Source organism: Vagococcus hydrophili, from assembly GCF_011304195.1.
In the GTDB taxonomy this organism is placed as follows: Bacteria; Bacillota; Bacilli; order Lactobacillales; family Vagococcaceae; genus Vagococcus; species Vagococcus hydrophili.
The window spans coordinates 328,109-351,347 of record NZ_CP049887.1; the positions used below are offsets into that span (position 1 = coordinate 328,109).

At 34.5% G+C, this 23,239-nt stretch carries 19 protein-coding genes and 1 pseudogene; 11 read left to right on the forward strand and 9 right to left on the reverse strand.

Annotated features, from left to right (window positions below; genetic code table 11):
• Positions 1 to 27: 27 nt before the first annotated feature.
• The 5 genes from G7082_RS01640 to G7082_RS01660 all read right to left on the reverse strand — a co-directional run bounded on the left by G7082_RS01640 (position 28) and on the right by G7082_RS01660 (position 6,387).
• On the reverse strand, positions 28 to 1,461 hold the full coding sequence (locus G7082_RS01640) for a 6-phospho-beta-glucosidase (protein ID WP_166033432.1): 1,434 nt from the start codon (positions 1,459 to 1,461) through the stop codon (positions 28 to 30).
• 49 nt (positions 1,462 to 1,510) lie between these two features.
• Positions 1,511 to 2,230 carry a glucosamine-6-phosphate deaminase gene (locus tag G7082_RS01645; protein ID WP_166033433.1) on the reverse strand — a complete coding sequence of 240 codons (720 nt, stop codon included), beginning with the start codon at positions 2,228 to 2,230 and terminating at the stop codon, positions 1,511 to 1,513.
• Between the two features lie 20 nt (positions 2,231 to 2,250).
• The gene (locus G7082_RS01650; protein WP_166033434.1) at positions 2,251 to 4,149 is read right to left on the reverse strand and encodes a beta-glucoside-specific PTS transporter subunit IIABC; all 1,899 of its coding nucleotides are present in this window, start codon (positions 4,147 to 4,149) and stop codon (positions 2,251 to 2,253) included.
• Between the two features lie 75 nt (positions 4,150 to 4,224).
• Positions 4,225 to 5,064, reverse strand: a complete 840-nt coding sequence (gene licT / locus G7082_RS01655; RefSeq protein ID WP_166033435.1) for a BglG family transcription antiterminator LicT — start codon at positions 5,062 to 5,064, stop codon at positions 4,225 to 4,227.
• A 255-nt stretch (positions 5,065 to 5,319) separates the two neighbouring features.
• Entirely contained in the window at positions 5,320 to 6,387 is a 1,068-nt protein-coding gene (locus tag G7082_RS01660) for an iron-containing alcohol dehydrogenase family protein (RefSeq protein WP_166033436.1), read from the reverse strand.
• A gap of 160 nt (positions 6,388 to 6,547) precedes the next feature.
• Between G7082_RS01660 and G7082_RS01665 the strand changes: the two genes are divergently transcribed.
• The 7 genes from G7082_RS01665 to G7082_RS01695 all read left to right on the forward strand — a co-directional run bounded on the left by G7082_RS01665 (position 6,548) and on the right by G7082_RS01695 (position 12,998).
• A complete protein-coding gene (locus G7082_RS01665) occupies positions 6,548 to 8,002 on the forward strand; it encodes an ABC transporter substrate-binding protein/permease (RefSeq protein ID WP_166033437.1) in 1,455 nt (484 codons plus the stop codon).
• Positions 7,995 to 8,717 (forward strand): amino acid ABC transporter ATP-binding protein, encoded by a 723-nt coding sequence (locus tag G7082_RS01670; protein ID WP_166033438.1) that lies wholly within the window; start codon positions 7,995 to 7,997, stop codon positions 8,715 to 8,717. Before G7082_RS01665 ends, G7082_RS01670 begins: the two co-directional genes overlap by 8 nt.
• A 211-nt stretch (positions 8,718 to 8,928) precedes the next feature.
• Positions 8,929 to 10,077: a pyridoxal phosphate-dependent aminotransferase gene (locus G7082_RS01675; protein WP_166033439.1), complete on the forward strand. Its 1,149-nt coding sequence runs from the start codon at positions 8,929 to 8,931 to the stop codon at positions 10,075 to 10,077.
• A 119-nt stretch (positions 10,078 to 10,196) separates the two neighbouring features.
• Positions 10,197 to 10,463, forward strand: a complete 267-nt coding sequence (locus tag G7082_RS01680) for a hypothetical protein (RefSeq protein ID WP_166033440.1) — start codon at positions 10,197 to 10,199, stop codon at positions 10,461 to 10,463.
• A 216-nt stretch (positions 10,464 to 10,679) separates the two neighbouring features.
• On the forward strand, positions 10,680 to 11,555 hold the full coding sequence (locus G7082_RS01685) for a cation diffusion facilitator family transporter (protein ID WP_166035992.1): 876 nt from the start codon (positions 10,680 to 10,682) through the stop codon (positions 11,553 to 11,555).
• A 100-nt stretch (positions 11,556 to 11,655) separates the two neighbouring features.
• Positions 11,656 to 12,777, forward strand: coding sequence for an NAD(P)/FAD-dependent oxidoreductase (locus G7082_RS01690; protein WP_166033441.1), 1,122 nt, complete (start codon positions 11,656 to 11,658; stop codon positions 12,775 to 12,777).
• Positions 12,778 to 12,830: 53 nt separating this feature from the next.
• Positions 12,831 to 12,998 (forward strand): SPJ_0845 family protein, encoded by a 168-nt coding sequence (locus tag G7082_RS01695; RefSeq protein ID WP_166033442.1) that lies wholly within the window; start codon positions 12,831 to 12,833, stop codon positions 12,996 to 12,998.
• 68 nt (positions 12,999 to 13,066) lie between these two features.
• On the opposite strand, the gene yihA is transcribed toward G7082_RS01695, so the two are convergent.
• Positions 13,067 to 13,648 (reverse strand): ribosome biogenesis GTP-binding protein YihA/YsxC, encoded by a 582-nt coding sequence (gene yihA, locus G7082_RS01700; RefSeq protein ID WP_166033443.1) that lies wholly within the window; start codon positions 13,646 to 13,648, stop codon positions 13,067 to 13,069.
• A gap of 88 nt (positions 13,649 to 13,736) precedes the next feature.
• Positions 13,737 to 15,329 (reverse strand): glucosaminidase domain-containing protein, encoded by a 1,593-nt coding sequence (locus G7082_RS01705; RefSeq protein ID WP_166033444.1) that lies wholly within the window; start codon positions 15,327 to 15,329, stop codon positions 13,737 to 13,739.
• A gap of 397 nt (positions 15,330 to 15,726) precedes the next feature.
• Between G7082_RS01705 and G7082_RS01710 the strand changes: the two genes are divergently transcribed.
• The 4 genes and pseudogenes from G7082_RS01710 (at position 15,727) to G7082_RS01725 (ending at position 20,642) form a co-directional block, all read left to right on the forward strand.
• The gene (locus G7082_RS01710) at positions 15,727 to 16,773 is read left to right on the forward strand and encodes a PTS sugar transporter subunit IIC (protein ID WP_166033445.1); all 1,047 of its coding nucleotides are present in this window, start codon (positions 15,727 to 15,729) and stop codon (positions 16,771 to 16,773) included.
• A 135-nt stretch (positions 16,774 to 16,908) separates the two neighbouring features.
• Positions 16,909 to 17,541, forward strand: coding sequence for a GntR family transcriptional regulator (locus G7082_RS01715; protein ID WP_166033446.1), 633 nt, complete (start codon positions 16,909 to 16,911; stop codon positions 17,539 to 17,541).
• A gap of 167 nt (positions 17,542 to 17,708) precedes the next feature.
• Complete coding sequence (locus G7082_RS01720) at positions 17,709 to 18,914, forward strand: quaternary amine ABC transporter ATP-binding protein (RefSeq protein ID WP_166033447.1); 1,206 nt, start codon at positions 17,709 to 17,711, stop codon at positions 18,912 to 18,914.
• Positions 18,907 to 20,642 (forward strand): annotated as a pseudogene (locus G7082_RS01725) (ABC transporter permease/substrate binding protein). The gene G7082_RS01720 and the pseudogene G7082_RS01725 overlap by 8 nt, the downstream one beginning before the upstream one ends.
• A gap of 59 nt (positions 20,643 to 20,701) precedes the next feature.
• Here G7082_RS01725 and G7082_RS01730 read toward each other — a convergent pair.
• Positions 20,702 to 21,415 (reverse strand): HAD family hydrolase, encoded by a 714-nt coding sequence (locus tag G7082_RS01730; protein ID WP_166033448.1) that lies wholly within the window; start codon positions 21,413 to 21,415, stop codon positions 20,702 to 20,704.
• A 16-nt stretch (positions 21,416 to 21,431) separates the two neighbouring features.
• Positions 21,432 to 23,237 carry a glycerophosphoryl diester phosphodiesterase membrane domain-containing protein gene (locus tag G7082_RS01735; protein ID WP_166033449.1) on the reverse strand — a complete coding sequence of 602 codons (1,806 nt, stop codon included), beginning with the start codon at positions 23,235 to 23,237 and terminating at the stop codon, positions 21,432 to 21,434.
• Positions 23,238 to 23,239 lie beyond the last annotated feature (2 nt).

Below are 23,239 nucleotides of genomic sequence, written 5' to 3' on the forward strand. Positions count from 1 at the left end.
TCTAATTTCAGTCTCTTTTCAATTGTCTTACTTGTTACTTAAATCTTCACCATTACTTGCGATAACTTGTTTGTACCAATCAAATGATTTTTTCTTAGAACGTTTCAATGTTCCGTTACCATCATTGTCGCGATCCACATAGATAAAACCGTAACGTTTCTTCATTTCACCTGTTCCGGCACTAACTAAATCGATACAGCCCCAAGTTGTATAACCTAATAAATCAACCCCATCTAACTCAACGGCATCTTTCATCGCTTGGATGTGAGCTGCTAAATAAGAAATACGGTAATCATCAATTACATTGCCATTTTCATCAGGAGTATCCACTGCACCTAATCCATTTTCCACGATAAATAATGGTTTTTGGTAACGATCGTATAAGTCATTCATTGTTACACGTAGTCCTAGTGGATCAATTTGCCATCCCCATTCACTTGCTTCTAAATAAGGATTTTTAACTGAGGCAAAGATATTTCCAGCTGTTTCTTCTAATAATTTAGGATCTGACGTTTGTACACGTGATGAATAATATGAGAATGAAATAAAGTCAACTGTATGAGCTTTTAATAACTCAGCGTCTCCCTCTTCCATTTGAATCTTAATACCATTACGTTCCATTTCTTTAAGTGCATAAGTTGGGTACGCGCCTCTTGATTGAACATCGATAAAGAAGTAGTTTTCACGGTCAGATTTTTTAGCTGCCCAAACGTCTTCTGGTTTACATGTATACGCATAGTTTGTTCCTGCTGCTAACATACAACCTACTTGATTTTCAGGGTCTACTTCATGAGCGATTTTTGTCGCAACGGCACTTGCTAATAACTCGTGATGCGCTGCTTGATATTTCACTTGCTCTTTGTTTTCTCCTTCTTCAAAGTAAAGTCCAGCTCCCATAAATGGTGCGTGTAAAATCATATTAATTTCGTTAAATGTTAACCAATATTTAACTAGACCTTTATAACGGTTGAAAATAGCGTGACATAGATTTTCATAGAAACCTACCATTTCACGACTTCTCCAAGCTCCATATTTTTCAACTAAGTGCATTGGACAGTCAAAATGGGTAATCGTTACTAATGGTTCAATCCCATGTTTGCGACACTCTTTGAATAAGTCTTCGTAAAATTGTAGACCTTCTTCATTTGGCTCAGTTTCGTCACCCATTGGAAAAATTCGGCTCCAAGCGATTGATAGACGGTATGTTTTGAATCCCATTTCACCAAAAAGAGCAATATCTTCTTTAAAATGTGTGTACATATCAATGGCATTTTGTGCTGGATAAAAATGCTTTTCATCAAAATCAAACATTTTCATCTCTCCTGTGATAACTGGAAAACGATCTTCTCCCACTGGTGCTAAGTCAACGTTTGCTAAACCACGTCCACCTTTATCATAACCACCCTCACATTGATTAGCAGCTGTTGCGCCACCCCATAAAAAATCTTTTCTAAATCCCATTGTCTTACCTCCGTATATATTAATAGTAAACTTAATTACTGTTGTTCCCTTAGTTTAATTCTGATGCAGCTTCTTCATCCATAATAACAACTAAATTAGGATGTAGTTTTAAATAAGTTACTGGTAAATCAGGTGTGATTTCACCCTCAATGAATGATTTCATAATACCAGATTTTTCACGACCATTAGCGATTAAAACTAATTGTTTCGCACTCATAATACTTCTTGGTCCCATGGTTACATAAAAATCAGGGGCATCTTTTGGATCAATAAAATGATCAATAATCACTTGTTCTAAGTCAGGATTATCTTCAAACGTTACTTTTGATGTATAGTCATTGACAGTCGTTGTGTTTGGTAAGTTACCACAATAATGCCCATCAGCTCCTACTCCCAAAAGAATTGAATCTAGTCCACCGTCATTCTGTATGCGATTGTCTTGGTTTTCATAATTCTCACCATCAAGAACGTGAATATTTTCTTCTAATACATTAGCTGGATTTAAATATAATCTACGTAGATCAGCAATTGTAATTCCTTCTTGTTTATTATCCTTATAAGGGATTTCATCAAAATTATAGTAGTGAACATGATTTAAATAGTTCTTATCTTTCACTTCTGGAACCAAGTATTTATAAACTTCAAGAGGTGTTCTACCTGCTGTAATAGCTAGATTTACTCGCTCTTGTGAAGCAAACATAGTTCCTAATAAATGTTGGGATGCAACTTTGCCTAATTCTTCATAGTTTTTTGTAATAATAACTCTCATCGTTTCACTCCATTTCTTTTTTAAATAACGGCAATCATTAACTCATCTTCAGTGGTTACTTTTTTACCTGTATTTTCAACAATATCTAAATAATCATTAAAATTTGTAATAACAATCGGTGTTTGAGTACTAAAACCTGCCGCCTCAATTTTTTGAATATCAAATTCTAATAATTTATCCCCTGCTTTAAATGAATCACCTTGAGCTAGAAAAGCTGTGAAACCTTCACCTTCCATTTGCACCGTGTCTAAACCAATATGAATTAATAACTCTAATCCTTTATTTGAGACAATCCCAATCGCATGTTTTGTAGGAAATAACGAAAGAATAGTTCCATCAAATGGTGCGTACAACACGCCCTCAGTTGGTTCAATAACGACACCTTTCCCTAAAATACCTTCAGCGAATGCTTCATCTTTTGCTTGTGATAATGGTAAAACATTGCCTTTAATTGGTGCTTTGATAATTTCTTTTTCAACTGATTTTACTGTGTTCTCAATTGTTTCCTCCTCCACATAATCATCTTTCCAGAAGAAATAAGTTAGAACAAATCCAACAACTGAAGCAATCACAATAGCGATAAATGAATTTATCATACCACTTGCATCTCCTGTTTTTGTATTAATGAAGTTGACCACTCCAAAAATACCTAAACCACCCATTGTATAGCTCTTAATGTTAACTACCCCAATAAATGCACCTGCAACACCACCGCCAATCATACTAAAGATGAAAGGTTTTTTCTTAGGTAATGTAATACCATAAATTGCTGGTTCCGTTACTCCACAAAAACCTGAAATAACAGCTGGAATACATAAACTTTTTAACTTTTTATCTTTCAATTTGAAATACATCGCAAGGACAACTGCTGTTTGAGCAAAACTCGCACCAAATGTTGCTGCTAAAATGTTATCAAATCCTAATTCTGCTAAGTTGATCATTGCTAAAGGAATTAAACTCCAATGTAAACCAAAAATAACTAATGCTTGCCAGAAGAAACCGACAATTATTCCGAAAATAATTGGTGAAAAACCGTGAAGCGCTGAAAATCCTAAACTTAATAAAGCTGTTAATGTACTAATAATTGGTCCAATAACAATGAATCCAACTGGTAATGCAATTAGTAACACAATGAACGGAACAAAGAAATTAGCTAGCATTTCAGGAACAATTCGTTTAGCGATTTTTTGAATGTACGCAGCTAGTGCAACAATAACGATAACTGGAATAACTGTTGAAACGTAGTTATTCGCTAAAACTGGAATTCCCATAAATTTAAAGAAATAATCAGTGCCAAATAGTTGTCCAATCGGCTCTGCTCCGCCTAAAGCTGATAACTGGATACTTGGATAACAAAGTGCAGCTCCAATTACCATACCAATCATTGGTTGTAACTTAAATTTTTTAGCTGAGGTATAGCCTATAATAACTGGTAAAAAGTAGAAGACACTGTCCCCGATGGCATTTAAAATTAAATACGTTCCCCCAGTTGTTTCATAGTTGAAGCCACCAATAACCGTTCCTAAAAAGACAAGCAACGCATTCAGTCCTTTAATCATCCCTGCGGCACATAGCGCTCCCAAGAAAGGTTGGAAACAACCACTAATAATGTCAATAATACGATCGAAAAATTTCATTTTCTCGCCTTCAGCACTATCTGAACTTTCAGAAACACCGGTCAATTCAACAACATCTGCATAAACAAGTGGCACATGGTTCCCAATAACCACTTGATATTGACCACCACTCTTCATGACAGTCACAACGCCGTCCATTTTTTTCAATACATCATCATTGGCTTTTGACTCGTCTTTTAATTTAAAACGAAGACGTGTCACACAGTGGGTTAAACTGTTAATGTTCTCCTTTCCTCCAACTTGTTTGACAATTTCTTGTGCTAACTCTTGATACTTGCTCATTGTGTTTTCCTCCATATAAATTATTTTTTATATAATGAAGGTTTGGCCAACTTAATGTTACCATCCATACACTCGTTACTGTTCTGTACTAACTAGTTTTGCAATATGAATCATTAAATAGAGCTGTTCTTCTTTTGGCATTTGATACATATACCTTTGCTTAACATACTCGTTTATTTTTAGGACACATTCATATTCATTTTTATATTTTACCTTTACCATCTCAAAAAGTTCGTCATCTCCCTTGCTTTTAAAGGTTCGTTTATTTAAAATGCGATAGCAAAAGTATTTCAAATGAGTGCTGAATCGGTCAAAATACACCGACTGCTCATTGATTTCTACTTTGAAATGATATTTAACAATATTAGTTACCTGACTCATGAGTTCTGTTAACTCATAAGCATTACCAAACTTATCTGACATTTCGGAATTAACTAAATGTAAGGTAATGAATCCAGCTTCTTCTTTAGACAAGGTCGTATTCATTTTTTCATTCACCATCTTTAAGGCATCTTTTCCCACTAGATACTCTTCTGGAAAGAAGCGTTTAATATCCCAAATCAAGATATTTTTTAAAGCAATGCCTTCTTTCTCTCTTTCGATAGCTCCATTTATATGATCCATTAAAAAGAGATAAACTGAATCGCTGATTTCTTTATTCAATTTAGTTCTCGCATATTTAACAATATCATCAACAACTTCAATAATATCTACTGGTACTTCCTTTAAAAGCTCTTGAACTTTATTAGATGGTTGATTTTTCGCTAAGTTAAAGACTTGTGTTATATTTTTTTCTGCTAACACATCTCCTGGACGTTTCTTAAAAGCTAAACCTCTCCCCGTAACTACTTGTTCCTCATTTTTTTCATCCAATACAATGACAACATTATTATTGAGCACTTTGTGAATGATCATTTTACTTCTCCCCCTACCTCTTAAAAAAAGAAAAAAACCCAACCTTTCTAAAAAATACGCCAAATAAGCGTCTGCTTTAGAAAAATTAGGTTTAGCCAACTTAATGTTACTATCCATTCATATGTTTTGTTTCTAAACAAATAATAACAAATCATTTTTACAATGTCAACGTTTTCACACAGGTTTTATTTCAAGATCATTAAAAAAGACTCTCAAAATATCACTTTTGAAGTCTTTACTTGAAATCATTTTCTGTTAGATTGTCTCTAAAGTTAACATAGCCTGCTTAATTTTTTCTTTCGTCACCTGACAAGGTAATAAATGCATCAAAGGATCTTCGTTAGCTTTTTTTGCAATAGTATCCAAATCATCTCTAGTTATAGCCAAACTTGAAAATTGATAAGGTAGACCAATTTCTTGATAAAAAGGAATCAACTCTGATACCTCTGACAACTTTTCTTCTATTATAAGTTGCACTAAAATTCCATAAGCCACTTTATTTCCGTGTAAATAATTCTTAGTCTTAGGAATATAAGTCATCGCATCATGAATACTGTGAGCTCCAAATGTTCGCCCGTACTTATCCCCAAAACCACCCACCATTCCCGCAAGTAAAATATTAGTTTCTACTATCTTAATAAAATCTTCAGTGAGTTCTTTATTTTCTAAATCAATTAAAGCTTGTTTAGAACACATTAATAAATTATCTCGACACTCTTTAGCTGCAAATTTAGCCACGGCGATTTCTGCTGAGTATGTGCTTAACTCTGAAATAACAGGATTAGATTCGTACCACTTAGCTAAAGTATCTCCGATTCCTGCTACAAGTAATTCTTTTGGCGAATTAAGAATGACTTCTGGATCAACAAGTGTCAGACTAATGCTTTGACTGAAAAAAAGCATATCAACCATGGCACCCTCATTGTTGTAAATCACACTTAAAGGTGTATAAGCAGCACACGTTGAGGCTAAAGTCGGTAAACAAATAACTGGTATTAATATATCAGCTGCCACTGCTTTTCCTAAATCAAGTACCTTTCCCCCACCAATAGCAATGATTCCATCTAAATCATTTTCTTTAATAAATTCGACAAAGTAGCTAATATTTTCAAAAGTACATTCATTTTTATAATGTTTAAAGTGACACCCTACTTCCTTTAACTCAGGGAAAAATTCTCTAGCCACCTGCCACGACTTCTCACCATGTAAAATTAAGACTTTCTTTAACTTTCTTTTTAATAGGTGCTCCTCTAACTGATTCCACGCACCCGCGTGACATATATACTCTTGTGGCGCTCCTCTGACAATCATCGTTTCATTCATTATCATCTCTCCTTTTATTCATCATTATAATGAAAACGGTATTTTTATGCAATAATTTTCGAGTTTTTATTCAAATATTCATTTTTATCTTGCATAATACTTTGGATTTATGTATACTTCTTTTTATATTAAAAAAAGATAAGAAAAAGGAGTTTCGTACATGATAAAAAAATGGCAAAAAAAATTCGCAATCATTTTAATGTTTTTAATTAGTTTAACAAGTCTTACTTCCGTTCATGCAGAAAGTAATGACCCGACAATGAAAAAGGTACAAGATAAAGGGGTTTTAACAGTTGGATTATCTGCTGATTATGCGCCTTATGAATTTCACGCGACAGTGGATGGAAAAGATAAAATTGTTGGGACAGATATTGATATTGCTCAAAAAATCGCCGATGATATAGGTGTTAAGTTAAAAATTGAAGAATATGGCTTTGATGCTTTAATTGGGGCTTTAAAAACAGGAAAAATCGACATGATTATTTCTGGAATGTCACCTACTCCTGAGAGATTGAAAGAAGTTGATTTCTCAGATAACTATATGACCGTCGAACAAAAAGTGGTTATCAGAAAAGAAGATAAAGATAAATTCAATTCGATCGATAGCTTCAAAGGCTTAAAAGTTGGGGCTCAAAAACAATCCACACAAGAAGAATTAGCTAACAATGAATTACATGCTGATACAGTATCTCTGCAACGTTTACCAGATATTATTTTACAACTACAAAATAATAAAATTGATGGGGCTGTTATTGAAGGTCCTGTAGCTGAAGCGTATGTAGCTCAAAGTAACTTATTTACTATAGCTGATGGTATTTCATTTGAAAATGAGAAAAAAGGAACAGCTGTGGCGATTCCAAAAAACTCAACAGATTTTCTTGACTCAGTTAACAAATCAATTAAAGAAATTAAAGATGAAAAATTGTTAGATACTTATAAAGAAGATGCTTATAAATATATGTTTAACGAAGAATCTTTCTTTAAAAAATACGGTTCTTTCTATTTAAAAGGAACAGCCTATACTGTTTTCTTAGCTTTCGTTGGCGTACTCTTTGGTGCAGTTATCGGTGCTATTTTAGCTTTGATGAAATTATCTAAAAATAAATTATTCAAGTTTTTCTCAATTTGTTACATTGAATATGTTAGAGGAACACCTTTACTGGTTCAGATTTTCTTAGTCTTTTTCGGTTCAAATGTAATCGGGTTTGATCTTAGCGCCCTTGCTGCAAGTTGTTTAGCACTTTCTTTAAATAGTGGTGCCTACGTTGCCGAGATTATCCGTGCTGGAATTAATGCAGTGGATAAAGGTCAAACAGAAGCCGCTAGATCTTTAGGAATGAACCAGTTCCAATCAATGAAATTAATTGTTTTCCCACAAGCGATTAAAAATATTTTACCTGCTTTAGGTAATGAATTTGTCACTGTTATTAAAGAGTCTTCAGTAGTATCAGTTATTGGTGTTTCTGAATTAATGTTCCAAGGTGGCGTGGTACAAGGAGCGAGCTTTAAACCCTTCTTACCAATTATGATTGTTTCACTGATTTACTTTATGTTAACATTTACATTATCTAGAATTTTAGGTGTCGCTGAAAGGAGAATGGGAACAAATGATTAAAACGAAAAAATTAACGAAGACTTTTGACAAAAACGAAGTCTTAAAAGGAATAGATGTTAACATTAAGCAAGGTGAGGTTGTTGTAGTTATCGGCCCTTCTGGAAGTGGTAAAAGTACCTTTCTAAGATGTTTAAACCTTTTAGAAGAACCAACAAGTGGTACCATCGAATTCGAAGGAACTAATTTAACGGATCAAAAAACGAATATCAATGAATTACGTCAAAAAATGGGCATGGTATTTCAAGGTTTCAACCTATTTCCTCATAAATCAGTTCTTGATAATTTAACGATTAGCCCAATTAAAGTCAAAGGCGAAACAAAAGAAATAGCTGAAAAAAATGCTTTAGATTTATTAGATAAAGTTGGCTTAAAAGATAAAGCTTCTAGCTTCCCTTCTCAATTATCTGGTGGTCAAAAACAACGTGTAGCGATTGCTCGTGCTTTAGCTATGAATCCAGATGTTATGTTGTTTGATGAACCGACTTCTGCCCTTGACCCTGAAATGGTTGGAGAAGTGTTAACTGTTATGCAAGATTTAGCTAAGGACGGCATGACAATGGTTGTTGTGACTCACGAAATGGGATTTGCTAAAGAAGTTGCCGATCGTGTGATTTTCATGGCAGAAGGTATCATTCAAGAAGAAGGAACACCAGAAGAAATATTTGAACAACCAAAAAATAGCAGAACACAAGACTTTTTAAGTAAAGTATTATAAAATGGTGAGAAGGTTGTCTCAGAAGTGCTCAGCTTCAAGAAATAAAAAGGAAATCACGAAAATTGCTTTTCAAATTTTTGTGATTTTCGATTTATTTCCGTAGAAGCTACTTCTGTGGCACCGTTTATTTTTATGTATTTTGATAATAGTCAGTAGAAAAAGGCACCTTTCTACTTCCCTATTTTCTTACTAAATTTTAAGGAGGGTATTCATGAATCAAACTTATTTATCACAATTTTACCAACAACCTGTGGAAAATCTTTTAATGGATTTCACAACAATGGCGAGCCAAATGGATGATCTGTTGAACTTATCGATTGGTGATCCAGATTTAACAACTGACACAACGATTATTGCCGCAGCGTTTAAAGATGTTAAAGCAGGTCACACACACTATACTGCCTCAGACGGTAGTCAAGAATTTATCCAGGCGGTGATTGATTTTTATCAGCGCCAATACAATCTTAACTTTAAACCTGAACAAGTTAGAGCATCAGTCGGCGCTCTTCAAGGTATGTATCTGACACTACAAGTTTTACTTGATAAAGATGATGAAGTCATTATTCATGAACCTTTCTTCTCACCTTATAAAACGCAAGTTATCGAAGCTGTTGGAACTCCGGTTATCATTCCAACTTACGAAGAAGATGGTTTCCAGATTAATGTGGACGTGCTAAAAAAAGCCATTACGCCAAAAACAAAAGCATTAATTATTAACTCGCCGAATAATCCAACAGGGGCTGTTTTTTCAAAAGATACCTTCAAACAAATTGCTGATTTAGCGATTGAACATAACTTCTTTATTCTTTCTGACGAAGTTTACGAAGCGTTTAATTTTTATGAAGACTTCACACCAATGGCAACTTTTGCCCCTGATAATACCATCACTTTTAGTAGTTTCTCTAAAGCTTTTGCGATGACTGGTTGGCGAATTGGTTACATGATTGCACCTGAGTATATTAATAAAGCGTGTAAACTGTTAAACGAAGATATCACCTTCTCAGCACCTACGCCTTCACAACGTGCGGGAATTTACGCCTTAAATCATGCTGAAGAATTAGTACCAAGTGTGGTCGCTGTCTTTAAGGAACGTCTAGAATATGTCGAAAAGCGTGTGGCTAGTGTTCCTTTCATGTCACTCCACCCTGTTAAAGGAAGTATGTATGCTTTTATTAATATTTCTAAAACTGGGCTAGGTTCTGTAGAATTTGCAATGAAATTACTTCAAGAACATCAAGTTCTCGTTATTCCTGGCAAAGCTTTCGGTGAATCTGGTGATAACTACGTCCGTCTAGCAGCGACCCAAGATCTTTCAGTATTGGAAGATGCTTTCAATCGAATTGAAAAAATGTCCTTTTAATAGCGACCAAAGTTCATAACAATCGTTTTATTAAACTCCTAAAAACTATCTTTTTTTATATTTATAGTTGAAACAGTTTAATTCAGTATGATAAACTGTTCTGAAGGGAGTGATTGATCATGGCTAGAAAAAAAATCTCAATACTTGCAGCAACGAATGACCTTTTAACAACAGCTTTATACATTGAAAAAGGCACGCTAATCGCTGTTTATAACAATACAGAAAGAAAAGTATTTGCTGATGTTGATTTCTTTGAACTTGTATACAATGGAGAAGATCTTTATTTAAACTTTTCAACTGTAGGAACTGAAAATACTTACAATGAACGTATTAATTTATCAACAGTAAATAATATTAATGGTGTTTTAATTAATCCGTCAAATTAAGAGTGGTGAAAATGGCGGTTAGCTCTGAGTAACTGGAGGATCTGCCATTCGAACCCGGACCATTAAAGACTGACTTATTGTCGGTCTTTTTTTAGTTTAAAATATAGCCCACCATGAACTAATTTTTAGGAGCACTTAATTATTTTTTTCCACCTTTTCTAAAAGGTAGTCTATCTGATATACTTCATTTCAGTTAATAAAAAGGGAGTGGGTCAAATAATGACAGAAAGAAGTGCAGAACTAAAACAGGCTGAAAAGGGAGCATTGATCAGTATTTTAGCTTACGTTATTTTAGCTGCATTCAAACTAGGAGTTGGTAGTTATGCTAACTCGAAAGCTCTATCTGCGGATGGACTTAATAATTTTACAGATACTATCGCTTCGATTGCGATTTTAATTGGGCTACGACTATCCAGAAAACCAGCTGATAACGAGCATCGTTATGGCCATTGGAAAGCTGAGAATGTTGCGAGCCTTTTAACGTCTCTCATCATGTTTGCTGTTGGTTTCGATGTTTTAATTAAAGCTCTTCACTCACTAATTAATCACGATATTCAAAAACCCGATCCAATTGCTGCGGTGGTTGGTATTATTTCAGCAATTATCATGTATGCTGTTTATCTGGTTAATAAAAAATTAGGTGAAAAATATCAAAGTAGTTCACTCATCGCTGTATCAAAGGATAATTTTAGTGATATGCTAACAAGTTTAGGGGCATCAATTGCTGTCATTACAGCTACCTTCCATTTAGCATGGCTAGATACATTAACAGCTGTCGTGATTGCTTTAGTCATTCTAAAAACAGCTTTTGATATTTTTAAAGAAAGTACGTTTTATCTATCTGACGGTTTTGACCGTGATAAATTAGTTATCTACAAATTAGAAATTTTAAAAGTTGAAGGCATTAAAGAAGTACCTGTTTTAAGAGCCCGTAACTTAGGGGCAAATATTTTTTTAGATGTCACTGTCCGTGTTGATCCTGATCTAACCGTTAAACAAAGTCATCAAATCGTTGATGACATGGAAGAGGATTTAAAACGAAAATTCAAAATATTTGATATTGATGTCCATGTAGAACCTTTTGAAGACTAAAAAATCAATCATGAAGATATTCTGAACATTATGTTTATGATATCTTCATGATTTTTTGTTATACTTATTTTGTGAAACTTAACAGAGAGGAATCAAACAAATGACTAAAAAAATTGGAATCATTGGTGGAGGCATTGTTGGAAGTACGGCTGCCTACTACCTAACTAAAGAAAATCAAAACGTCACTTTAATCGATAGTGGTGTAGGACAAGCAACCTCTGCTGCGGCTGGTATTATCTCTCCTTGGCTATCTCAAAGACGAAATCAAGAATGGTATTTTTTAGCTAAAGAAGGTGCTAAATTCTACCAAACGCTGATTGCTGATTTAAATGAAAATCAAAATACCGATCATGTCTATCAACAAACTGGGACATTACTTTACAAAAATACCCCTGTCCTTCTTGAAAAATTAAAAAAATTAGCAGAAACAAGAAAGATAGACGCACCAGAAATCGGAAATGTTAATCATTTGTCGTACTCTGAAATCAAAGAAAGAATTGCCGATATTAATATGACAGAAGATGCCCTTTTTATTTCTGGAGGAGCTAAGATTGATGGCGCGGCTTTAACTCAACTTTTGAAAAAAGAAGCGGTGAGACAAGGTAATCAAAGTATTTCAGATGTTGTTCAATCTATTTCTTATAAGAATAATCAATGGGAAGTTATCGCACAACAAGAAACATTTATTTTTGATCAACTCATCCTTGCTTGTGGTGCTTGGATTGGCGATTTACTCCGTCCTCTTGATTTTTATGTGGATATCAGACCTCAAAAAGGACAATTAATCGAAATAAAAATTACTTCTGATACCAAAAATTGGCCTGTTTTAATGCCAGTTGGAGAAACAGATATCATTCCTTTTGACGATGGGAAGATATTAATTGGTGCAACCCATGAAAATGATAAAGATTACGATCTTTCACCTGATAATGAATTACTTGGCTCACTAAAAAAAGAGGCTCAAAATTTTATTTCGACCATTGATGAAAATGCTACGGTTGTTGGTAGTCGCGTAGGTACAAGAGCTTATACTTCAGACTATTCGCCATTTTTTGGGGAAATTGACAGCTTACCACAACTACTTGTTGCTAGTGGTTTAGGTTCTTCTGGTTTAACGACAGGTCCTATCATTGGAAAAACATTAGCTGATTGGACATTAGAAAAAGAGACCGACTTTGAAGACTACCGTGCTAAACCAAATCAATACGTCTATCCTAATTAACACTTTTAAGAAAACGTGGTACAATATTAAATAGAAAAGGATGTGTTATTAACATGGGAATGACTTTCAAAAAAACTGATAGTCTTGAAAAACTATTCGAAGAATTTGCAATTGATCCAGATAAAAAAGAGAATGAAAAAGCCGTTAATAAAAACAATCAATTTACAGTAGATATTAAAAACACAACCATTACAATGAAGAATAACGAAAAAGATGCCTAGTTTTAGGCATCTTTTTTCGTGTATTTTTTAATTATTTGAAGCTTAACGCCTGTTTCATCATACTTGTTTTACAAAAAGTTTTCAATTGCTTTCCATGCTTCTTCTTTTCCTTCTTTTGTTTCTGATGAGAAGATAATGAAATCGTCTGTTGCGTCGAAGACTAATTTTCTTTTGATAGCTGCCTCATGTTTATTCCACTGGCTACGTTTGATTTTATCACTCTTAGTAGCCACAACAATCACTGGGATTTCATAGTATTTTAAGAAGTTATACATCTGTACATCTTCTTCTGATGGATCGTGACGGAAATCAACAAGTGAGACAACGGCCTTTAGTTGTTCTCTTTCCGTAATATACGTCTCAATCATTTGTCCCCATTTAACACGTTCTGTTTTTGAAACTTTGGCATAACCATAGCCTGGAACATCCACAAAATGAAGGGCTTCTTCAATCAAATAGAAATTTAAGGTTTGTGTTTTTCCTGGTTTACCGGATGTTCTAGCTAAGCCTTTACGATTAATTAACGTATTAATAAATGATGATTTCCCTACGTTTGAACGACCTGCTAAGGCAATTTCAGGTAATTTTGTTTTTGGATATTGTTCTGGTTGAACCGCACTAATTACGATTTCTGCTTTATGTACTTGCATAGTATCTCCACTTTCTTTTTTTATTCTTCCTTATCTTAACAAAAAAAAGAAGAAATGAATACTCTAGACTCATCTCTTCTTATAAATTCTAATTAAAATTCATGTAATTAGCTGGATTAATGTAACCTGACCAAAGTTCAGTGTTGATGGCAAAATGTAAATGTGCGCCTGTTGAGTTACCAGTTGAACCAACGTAACCAATCATATCACCCATTTTTACTTTTTCATCCAACCCAACAGATGAACGGTTCATATGGAAGTAGCTAGTAAACAAACCATTTTCATGTTGTAAAATCACGTAATTACCAGCTGAAGGATCAAATCCTTTAGCCACTACTTTACCGTCAGAACTTGCATAAATTAGTGTATTTTCAGCAACTGCCATATCGATTCCATTATGGTGTTCTGAATCTCTGGCACCAAATGGACTAGAAATACTGTAACCCTCTTTTAATGGAATGATAAATTCACTAACTTCTTTTGATTTTAAGTTTTTAATTTTGTAACTTGAGATTTTTCTTTGACCAACGATGACACGTTGACCTTCTGTTAAGGCTTTTTTCTCATCTACTAATTTTTTGTTCCAGTTTAAAAATTCTTTTTTATCGACTGTTTTTTCAGCAATAATTGAATCAATTGTGTCGCCTGGTTTTACATCATAGTAAATATTTTGGATTTTAGCATCCCCATCTAACTTCTTATCAAAGAATGTTAAATCATATGTTTCAATTAATTTGTTTAATTTTTGATCATAACTTGTATCTGTTGCGTACTTACCAGTTAAAGATTTTGTTGCCTCTTGATACGTTTTAGCGTTTTTCTTCCAAGTTCCTTTGTAGAAATCGCCGTTACCTTTTTTAGTATCTGTCAATAACTCCGCGTAATCTTCAAAAGATTCTTTGTAACCTGGATATTTTCTAAATTCAGCTTTAATTGTATAAAGGCTGCCTTTTCCGTTGTCTTCACTTGTGTTATAAGAAACAGATTGCCCTTTGTATGATCCTTTAATACCAAATAAGTTATGGTTAGGTGCTTGGCTTAATTCACTATTTCCAGAACCCGTTTCAAGAATAGCTTGTGCAATCATAACTGACGCATATAAATCATATTCTTGACCAATTTCTCTCGCTTTATCGCCAATACTTTCGATAAAATCTTCTGTCGTTTGGTTTTTGATAAATTTAATGTCTGTTGTTGAGACAAAGCTACTTTCTTCTTCACCAGTTGGTAAAACAACATCCGATGTTTCGTTAATGTGGACGCTCTCTTTTGGCGTTGATTCTGTGGGTTTATTCTTTGTTGGTGCAGGTTTTGGCTTTGGTTTTTCTTTTGTACTACTTGTTGTTGATGTTTCTGGTTTTTTCGACTCTTCTGTTTTACTTGATTCTGTTGTCGTTTGAATCGTTGATTCTTCTGTTGAAGTTGATTCTGACGTAGATTCTTCTACACTAGATTCAGATGTTGTTGTTTCAACAGTTGTTTCTTCTGTGGTTTCAGTTGTTGATGTTTCTTCTGTTGATGATGTCTCACTTGTTGCTTCTGTTTCATTTAGTTCTTCTTTTTGAACATTTTCTATACTAACTTCACTAGTAATTTCTGTCGCTGCATAGCCTACCACGGGGGCAATTAAACCACTAGTAAAAGTTGCTGTCATAAAAATAGTTAAAAATTTATTTTTCATTCCCTATACTCCTCAACTTTAGTCTTATCATGATGCTATTGTTCGATTATACCATTCGTTATTGATATATACTAATCGATTGCTTATTTTTTTTCAATTAAGTGTTGCATCTTCAGAATAATTAGAATACAATTAGAAAAGTATATTTTTTACTCATCATTATCTTTTTATAACGAGCTATTTTTTTAACATCCACCACTAATATACCTTCGTTTTTGATAAAAGTTAGTGCTTATTTTCACTACTTGTATCACCTTTCTTTCATTCTCACTTAGCTAAGTTATTATTTATTATGTTATTTTAATCCTTTATAGGAATTTTTTTTATATAATTAATTTGTTAATAAAAACACAAACTAATTATATAGTTATTTTTAAGAAAATTGGAGTGATTGTTTATGTATGAAAAAGTAAATGCAAAAGAATTTTTTAATAAAGTTTTATCTGGAACAGCAACAGGGATTATTGTTGGGTTAATTCCCAATGCTGTTTTAGCAGCTATTTTAAATCTATTTGGTGATAATCCTACTGCTATTTTTATTACGCAGGCGGTTGTTATTTTCCAAGTAGCGACACCTCTTTTAATCGGTGCCTTAATTGCCCTTCAATTCAAGTTTAATCCCTTAGATATGGCAATTGTTGCAGGAGCAAGTTATGTTGGTTCTGGTGTAACCACCTTTAACGCAACTGCGGAAGCCTATCTCTCAAAAGGAACTGGAGATTTAATCAACACCATGATCACAGCCAGTATTGCTATTCTTTTAACGATGTTTGTTGGTGAAAAACTTGGTTCAGTAAAAATTGTTTTAGCTCCTATTTTAATCGGTGCTGGTAGTGGAATTATCGGACTTTTAATTTTACCTTACGTTTCCGGAATTACCGCTGCTATTGGTAGTATGATTAATTCCTTTACTAATTTACAACCTATTTTAATGAGTGCCTTAATCGCTAGTTTCTTTGCTGTATTGATTATCTCTCCTATTTCAACGGTGGCAATTGGGATGGCGATTCAATTAAACGGTGTCTCTGCCGGAGCTGCAGCAATGGGCGTTGCTGCTACAACCATCGTTTTAGTCGTTCATTCATGGAAAACAAATAAATCAGGGATTACAATTGCCATTGCTTGTGGTGCCATGAAAATGATGATGCCCAATCTTTTTAGATATCCAATCATTATCTTACCAGCCGTTGTGACTGCAATTATTTCTTCCATTCCAGTTGCCCTTTTCCAAGTTTCAGGAACACCAAAATCTGCTGGTTTCGGATTGGTTGGTTTAGTTGGACCTTTAACTTCTATTGATATGGGGGATAAAAGCATTAGTTTAATCTTAGCTTTGATAGTTTGGTTTGTTATCCCAATTGCAACAGCTCTATTAACTCGCTTTGTGTTTGGTAAAATGCTACATCTTTATGACGAAAAAGAAGTTTTCCAATACTTAGCATAAGCCTATCTCTATCAACCATACTCCTTCTATCGTAAAACATTGCTTAAACTTTTACGATAGAAGGATTTTTTTGTTTTTGCTTTTTTCGACTTTTTTTAGTACGATGTAATTGATTTATTAAGGAGGTCCCTAATTATGACAAAAAAGAAAGAAACCAGATCACCCCGTTACCAGCAAGTTGCTATTGAGATAGCTGAAAGAATTGTCGATAATCGCTACGCCGTTGGGGACAAACTTTATGCCAGATCGACACTTGCCTCTACATTTAGCGTCTCACCTGAAACAGCCAGAAAAGCCGTTAATATTTTAGTCGATTTAAAAATATTAGAAGTGAAACATGGCAGTGGTGTGATCGTTGCTTCAAAGCAGCGTGCCGTATCCTTCTTAGAGCAATTTAAAGATGTTCAATCCATTCAAGACATAAAAAACGAACTAATAAGCAGTTTGAAACAACAAAAAGAAGAGCTCAATCATGTGACCACTCTTGTTAATCAACTAGTCTCACAAACAGTTAAAATTAATCAAGTGAATCCTTTACTCCCTTCAGAACTTGTCTTAACTTCTGAAGCGAGCCATTTACAGACTTCTATTTCTGAACTCAATTTATGGCAAGAAACAGGAGCAACGGTGATTGCCATCTTACATAATGAAGAACTCGTCTTATCTCCTGGTCCTTACGCTGTTTTAAATGCAGGAAATACCTTATATTTTGTTGGAGATGAATACGCCACGCAACGAATGAGTAACTTTTTTTACCCAAGTTTATAGTTGTATTCAAAAGCTGTGACAGAATTTGATTCTGCCACAGCTTTTTTGTTTTTCTTTCATTTATAAAAAACAGCTTCTTTGACAAAGTGACCACACGATGTTATCATCATGTGGTCACTTATTATTTTCTGAAAATGATAAGAAAAAATCAAAAAGGAGCTAATATAATGGTAAAAGTTCAAGTCAAAAATTTAACTAAAGTTTTTGGTAAGAGAAGTCAAGCAGCTCTTAAAATGATTCAAGAGCAACGACCAAAAACTGAAATCCTTGAAAAAACAGGTGCCACTGTTGGTGTATACGATACTAATTTTGATGTGAATGAAGGTGAAATCTTCGTTATTATGGGGCTATCAGGAAGTGGTAAATCGACACTTATCCGCTTAATCAATCGCCTCATCGAACCAACATCTGGTGATATTTATATCGACGGCAAAGACATTGCCAAAATGGATAAAGATGAATTGAGAGAAGTCAGAAGACACAAAATGAGCATGGTTTTCCAAAACTTTGGTCTCTTCCCTCATCGAACAATTTTAGAAAATACCGAATTTGGTTTAGAAGTTCGTGGTATTTCTAAAGAAGAAAGAACCCAACGTGCTGAAAAAGCTTTAGAAAATTCAGGTTTAATTTCTTTTAAAGACCAATACCCAGGTCAACTTTCAGGTGGGATGCAACAACGTGTAGGTTTAGCACGTGCCTTAGCCAATGATCCTGAAATTTTATTAATGGATGAGGCTTTCTCAGCTCTTGATCCTTTAATCAGAAGAGAAATGCAAGATGAGTTAATTGATCTCCAAGCAAATGTGCAAAAGACAATTATTTTTATCACTCATGATTTAAACGAAGCCCTTCGTATTGGGGACAGAATTGCGCTGATGAAGGACGGTCAAATTATGCAGATTGGAACAGGTGAAGAAATTCTAACGAACCCTGCTAATGACTACGTACGTGAATTTGTGGAAGATGTGGATCGCTCGAAAGTCTTAACTGCCAACAATATTATGGTACCAGCTTTAACAACTAATATTGAATTAGACGGACCAAACGTGGCTCTTCAAAGAATGCGTAACGAAGAAGTGAGTATGTTACTTGCCGTCAACAAAAAGCGTCAACTGAAAGGTTATATTACCGCTGACAACGCCCATCGTGCTAGAAAGAAAGGCTTGTCTTTAGAGGAAGTTATGACTGAAGAAGTGACTACCGTTCCAAAAGACATGCTAGTCAGTGACATTTTCAATATTATTTATGACTCACCAATGCCACTTGCAGTTGTTGAAAATGACCGTTTGCTTGGCGTTATTATTCGCGGTCGCGTTATCGAAGCCTTAACTGGTACAAGTGACCAAACTGAGGAAGGAGAATCACATGAATAACCTATTACTCGTTTCAAAAATACCTGTCGCTGATTGGGTGGAGTCTATCACTGCTTGGACAACAGATACCTTTTCAGGTCTCTTCTCCTTTATTCAAGTCTTAGGACAAAATATCATGGACGGGATAACCAATGGCTTATTATTCATCCCGCCAATCGTGTTTATTTTATTATTAACAGTCGCAGCCTTCTTTGTTTCTAATAAAAAATGGGGCTTAACCTCTTTTACATTCTTTGGCTTAGCCTTTATTTTAAATCAAGGACTATGGACAGATTTAATGAATACATTGACCCTTGTTTTAATATCTAGTGTGATCTCGATTATTATTGGGGTACCATTAGGAATTTTAATGGCTAAAAATGAGACAGCTCAAAAAATTATTACACCAATTCTTGATTTCATGCAGACAATGCCAGGGTTTGTTTACTTGATTCCGGCAGTTGCTTTCTTTGGAATTGGAATGGTTCCTGGGGTATTTGCCTCAGTGATTTTCGCCTTACCTCCAACCGTTCGTTTTACCAATTTAGGGATTCGACAAGTGCCTAAAGAACTCGTTGAAGCGAGTGATTCTTTTGGTGGAACTGGGAAACAAAAATTATTCAAACTAGAATTACCTCTTGCTAAAAACACAATTTTAGCAGGAATTAATCAAACAACGATGTTATCACTATCAATGGTAGTCATTGCATCAATGATTGGTGCTCCTGGTCTTGGACGTGGTGTTTTATCAGCTTTACAACGTGCTCAAGTCGGTAATGGTTTTGTGAATGGTGTTGCTTTGGTTATCTTAGCGATTATTATTGATCGTTTTACCCAACACTTAAATAAACCAAAACAGCTAGCTGAAAAGAAAGTTGTTTCAAAAGAAGCTAAAAAAAGAAAAATTATCATTGCTTCAACTGCAGTTATTTTATTAATCGGTGGGTCGGTTGTTAGTTCAATTTTTGCCAATAAAAACAGCAAAGACAACACCATTAATTTAACTTATGTTGAATGGGATTCAGAAGTTGCTTCAACACACGTTTTAGGTGAAGTTTTAAAACAACAAGGTTTCAAAGTTAATATGACACCTCTTGATAATGCGATCATGTGGGAATCTGTTGCTAAAGGTGAATCAGATGCTATGGTCTCTGCTTGGTTGCCAAGTACTCATGAGGCTCAATTTAAACAATATAAAGATTCAATCGATCTTTTAGGAACTAACCTTGAAGGCGCAAAAGTCGGCTTAGTTGTTCCTAGCTATATGGATGTGGATAGTATTGATGACTTGAAAGACGAAGCTGGTAAAGTAATTACGGGGATCGAACCTGGTGCTGGTGTCGTTTCTGCGGCTGAAAGAACGATGTCTGATTATTCTAATCTAAGTGATTGGAAATTAGAAACTTCATCATCTGGTGCTATGGTGGTTACATTAGATCAAGCCATTAAAAACAAAGAACCCATCGTTATTACAGGTTGGTCACCTCACTGGATGTTTTCAAAATATGATTTAAAATATCTAGAAGATCCTAAAAAATCTATGGGGACGCAGAATCAATTAATACAATTGCTCGTAAAGGGTTAAAAGAAGATCAACCAGACGCTTATAAAATCATAGAAAAATTCAATTGGGAAACCAAAGATATTGAAGAAGTGATGTTAAAAGTGAATAACGGAACTTCTCCAGAAGATGCTGCTAAAGAATGGATTGAAGCAAATCCTAAAAAAGTAGCTGAATGGACTAAGTAATGAGATAAAAACGCCAACAGATGAAGGTATATATTTCCTTCGTATCTGTTGACGTTTTTTTATTTGATCATTTCCAAAAGTACTTGGCGAATTTGTGTATAGTCTACTAATTCAATATCTGGTTGAATGACTTCTTCTCTGATATCTTTTTCGTATTTATTTAACCAAATACATTGCCAATCAGATGATTTAGCACCAACCACATCGTTCTCGTAGGAATCCCCAATGTAGATAAATTGCTCACTACGTTTACCTAACTTCGTCTCAATATGCTTAAAAATTTCTCGGCTAGGTTTGGCTAGACCAACTTCACCTGAAATAAAAATAGTTTCACTCGAGATTAAACTAGCTATTCCTAATTGTTCCAACTTAGCTTTTTGATGCTCAGTTGGTCCATTAGTTAAAATACCTAAATCAATATCCAGAGCCAATAATTCATTCATCAGCCTCGTCATCTCAGGCTTCATTACTAATTTCCCTTGGTTATCTCGGTAAGCTTGTTGGAAATCCTCCGCCTCTTTATTAGTGATACTTATCCCAAAATCTTTTAATGCTTCTTGGATTCGGTAAACGCGCATCTCCTCTAAAGAAAGAGTCCCCTCTTCAGTTAAGTGAAACACCTTATCACTGTAATAGCGAAAGCGAATATAAAGAGATTTTAACTCTTTTTTAAGCTCTTGACTTGCATGAGGTAAACTTACTTGTAACGCCTCTTCAAAAGGAACTATCTGATCATAAAGAGTATCATCTACATCAAAAATAACGACTTTCATCTCTTCCTCCATATCTTTAACCCATTCCAATCACAAAATAGAGTAGTTTATCTGAATAGGTTATTTGTGTTTCATCAACCAATGTACTATTTAACATGTCCATCTGGTCTGTAATAATCCCATCAATTCCGTAGAACATCATTCGTGTCATCGTTTCTTCGTCATTAGGCGTCCATGCGTACACATCCTTACCTTCTGCGTTGGCTGTATTAATAAAACTTGAATTTAAGGTCGTATATTCTAAGGTAAAGAAATCCATTTCTCCTTCTGGTGGTCCAGCCACACTAAACGGCATAATGTAACCAACCACGATCTTAGGCTCTTTCTTTTTAAGTTCCTCTACAATATCAAAAGATAAGGACTGAATAATATGCCCATGTTCCAAAATATCTGCTTTGTACTTCGCTAAGAAATTATCAATCATCTCTGGACTATCATTTTTAGTCGGTTTAATTTCAATCATTAGCTTTTGATTCTGACGATTAGCTTCTGCTAAATACTCATCAAAAGAAGCAATCTTTTCTTCCATACCGTTTTCGTGAACAGTGATTTCAGTTAATTCTTTCAGGTTTAGTTCATAAGGTTTCTTCTTAACGCCTGTTAAACCCTTCAAATTAAAATCATGATAGACCACAAATTGATGATCTTTGGTTTCTTGAATATCCATTTCAATGTAGTCTGGATGTGTGTCTTGACTCGTTTTTTTAAGTGCTGCTATCGAATTTTGAACCCCATTAGCATTATCCACACCTCTATGGGAAACGGTAATCGGTCTTGTCGTAGATGGGTTACTTAAAAAATCTTCATTAAAAGTTCCCACAACGACAGCCACACAAAGAACTAATACGAAAGTGCCTGCATATTTTAACCCTTTGATAATTTTTCTTGTTTCTCTTTTTTCTTCTTCTTCAAACCATGAAGGACGAGCTGGCAAGAAGTCTCCTTGCGCCATATAGTCGATAGTAACAAAGAAAATACCCACAGTAGATAGAATTAAATTTAGTAACCAAACCATTTGCAAGGTGGTCATTAAAACGATTGCTGTTCCTAGTGCATATTGCGGAATATTCTCTTCCACTAAGTACTGTACAAAAATAATCAGTGCATAAGATATCCCACTTAGTCCAACAAAGGTTCCCATTACCACTAAAAATTGACTCAATATTTTAATAAAATTACCTTTTGTTTCATTCCAACTAAATCTAACCGAATCCTTAAATTTACGATCTTTTAAAATCATCTCTGGTAAGGCAAAAATAAAGCGAATCGCTAAATAGATAAGTAAAAGATAGAATAGTACAAATAACGCCACAAAGATAATTCGGTTCTCAAAAATAAAATCCAATAAAAAGACGGGGATTTTAAATTTCGTTAATAACTCTGAATTAAACTTAATGCCACTAATCGGTAAAACTAAGAAAAAATAAAAAAGGAAAAATAATAGTGTTCCTGGTTTAATTTTCTTAAGTTGTAATAAGGTCCCTTTGATTAACTGTTTCAATGAAATTGGTTGTCTGATTTGAATAAAATAAATACTCAAAAGTAAAAACGTAAATTCAAAAAAGACGGCGACCACTAAGAGTAGCATCATGGTAATCAATCCTAAAAATACAAAAGGATGGTCTTTGGCAATCATGCCTATATTGTCATAAGACACATAAGCCACGTTCCCTTGTCTCAAAATAAAGCGAGTGGCACTTAGTAAAAATGGGTTCAGAATAAACATTAAAAACCCATGCATCAATAAAACATCTCTAAAATAGGACTTAGCTTCTCCAATAAACGCCCACGTCTTAATAAAATTCTCTCTAATATACTTCATCA

Excerpts from the sequence above, each read along its gene's own strand:
- G7082_RS01640 (WP_166033432.1), bottom strand. The coding sequence starts at position 1,461 with ATGGGATTTAGAAAAGATTTTTTATGGGGTGGCGCAACAGCTGCTAAT.
- G7082_RS01645 (WP_166033433.1), bottom strand. The coding sequence starts at position 2,230 with ATGAGAGTTATTATTACAAAAAACTATGAAGAATTAGGCAAAGTTGCA.
- G7082_RS01650 (WP_166033434.1), bottom strand. The coding sequence starts at position 4,149 with ATGAGCAAGTATCAAGAGTTAGCACAAGAAATTGTCAAACAAGTTGGA.
- licT (WP_166033435.1), bottom strand. The coding sequence starts at position 5,064 with ATGATCATTCACAAAGTGCTCAATAATAATGTTGTCATTGTATTGGAT.
- G7082_RS01660 (WP_166033436.1), bottom strand. The coding sequence starts at position 6,387 with ATGAATGAAACGATGATTGTCAGAGGAGCGCCACAAGAGTATATATGT.
- G7082_RS01665 (WP_166033437.1), top strand. The coding sequence starts at position 6,548 with ATGATAAAAAAATGGCAAAAAAAATTCGCAATCATTTTAATGTTTTTA.
- G7082_RS01670 (WP_166033438.1), top strand. The coding sequence starts at position 7,995 with ATGATTAAAACGAAAAAATTAACGAAGACTTTTGACAAAAACGAAGTC.
- G7082_RS01675 (WP_166033439.1), top strand. The coding sequence starts at position 8,929 with ATGAATCAAACTTATTTATCACAATTTTACCAACAACCTGTGGAAAAT.
- G7082_RS01680 (WP_166033440.1), top strand. The coding sequence starts at position 10,197 with ATGGCTAGAAAAAAAATCTCAATACTTGCAGCAACGAATGACCTTTTA.
- G7082_RS01690 (WP_166033441.1), top strand. The coding sequence starts at position 11,656 with ATGACTAAAAAAATTGGAATCATTGGTGGAGGCATTGTTGGAAGTACG.
- G7082_RS01695 (WP_166033442.1), top strand. The coding sequence starts at position 12,831 with ATGGGAATGACTTTCAAAAAAACTGATAGTCTTGAAAAACTATTCGAA.
- yihA (WP_166033443.1), bottom strand. The coding sequence starts at position 13,648 with ATGCAAGTACATAAAGCAGAAATCGTAATTAGTGCGGTTCAACCAGAA.
- G7082_RS01705 (WP_166033444.1), bottom strand. The coding sequence starts at position 15,329 with ATGAAAAATAAATTTTTAACTATTTTTATGACAGCAACTTTTACTAGT.
- G7082_RS01710 (WP_166033445.1), top strand. The coding sequence starts at position 15,727 with ATGTATGAAAAAGTAAATGCAAAAGAATTTTTTAATAAAGTTTTATCT.
- G7082_RS01715 (WP_166033446.1), top strand. The coding sequence starts at position 16,909 with ATGACAAAAAAGAAAGAAACCAGATCACCCCGTTACCAGCAAGTTGCT.
- G7082_RS01720 (WP_166033447.1), top strand. The coding sequence starts at position 17,709 with ATGGTAAAAGTTCAAGTCAAAAATTTAACTAAAGTTTTTGGTAAGAGA.
- G7082_RS01730 (WP_166033448.1), bottom strand. The coding sequence starts at position 21,415 with ATGAAAGTCGTTATTTTTGATGTAGATGATACTCTTTATGATCAGATA.
- G7082_RS01735 (WP_166033449.1), bottom strand. The coding sequence starts at position 23,237 with ATGAAGTATATTAGAGAGAATTTTATTAAGACGTGGGCGTTTATTGGA.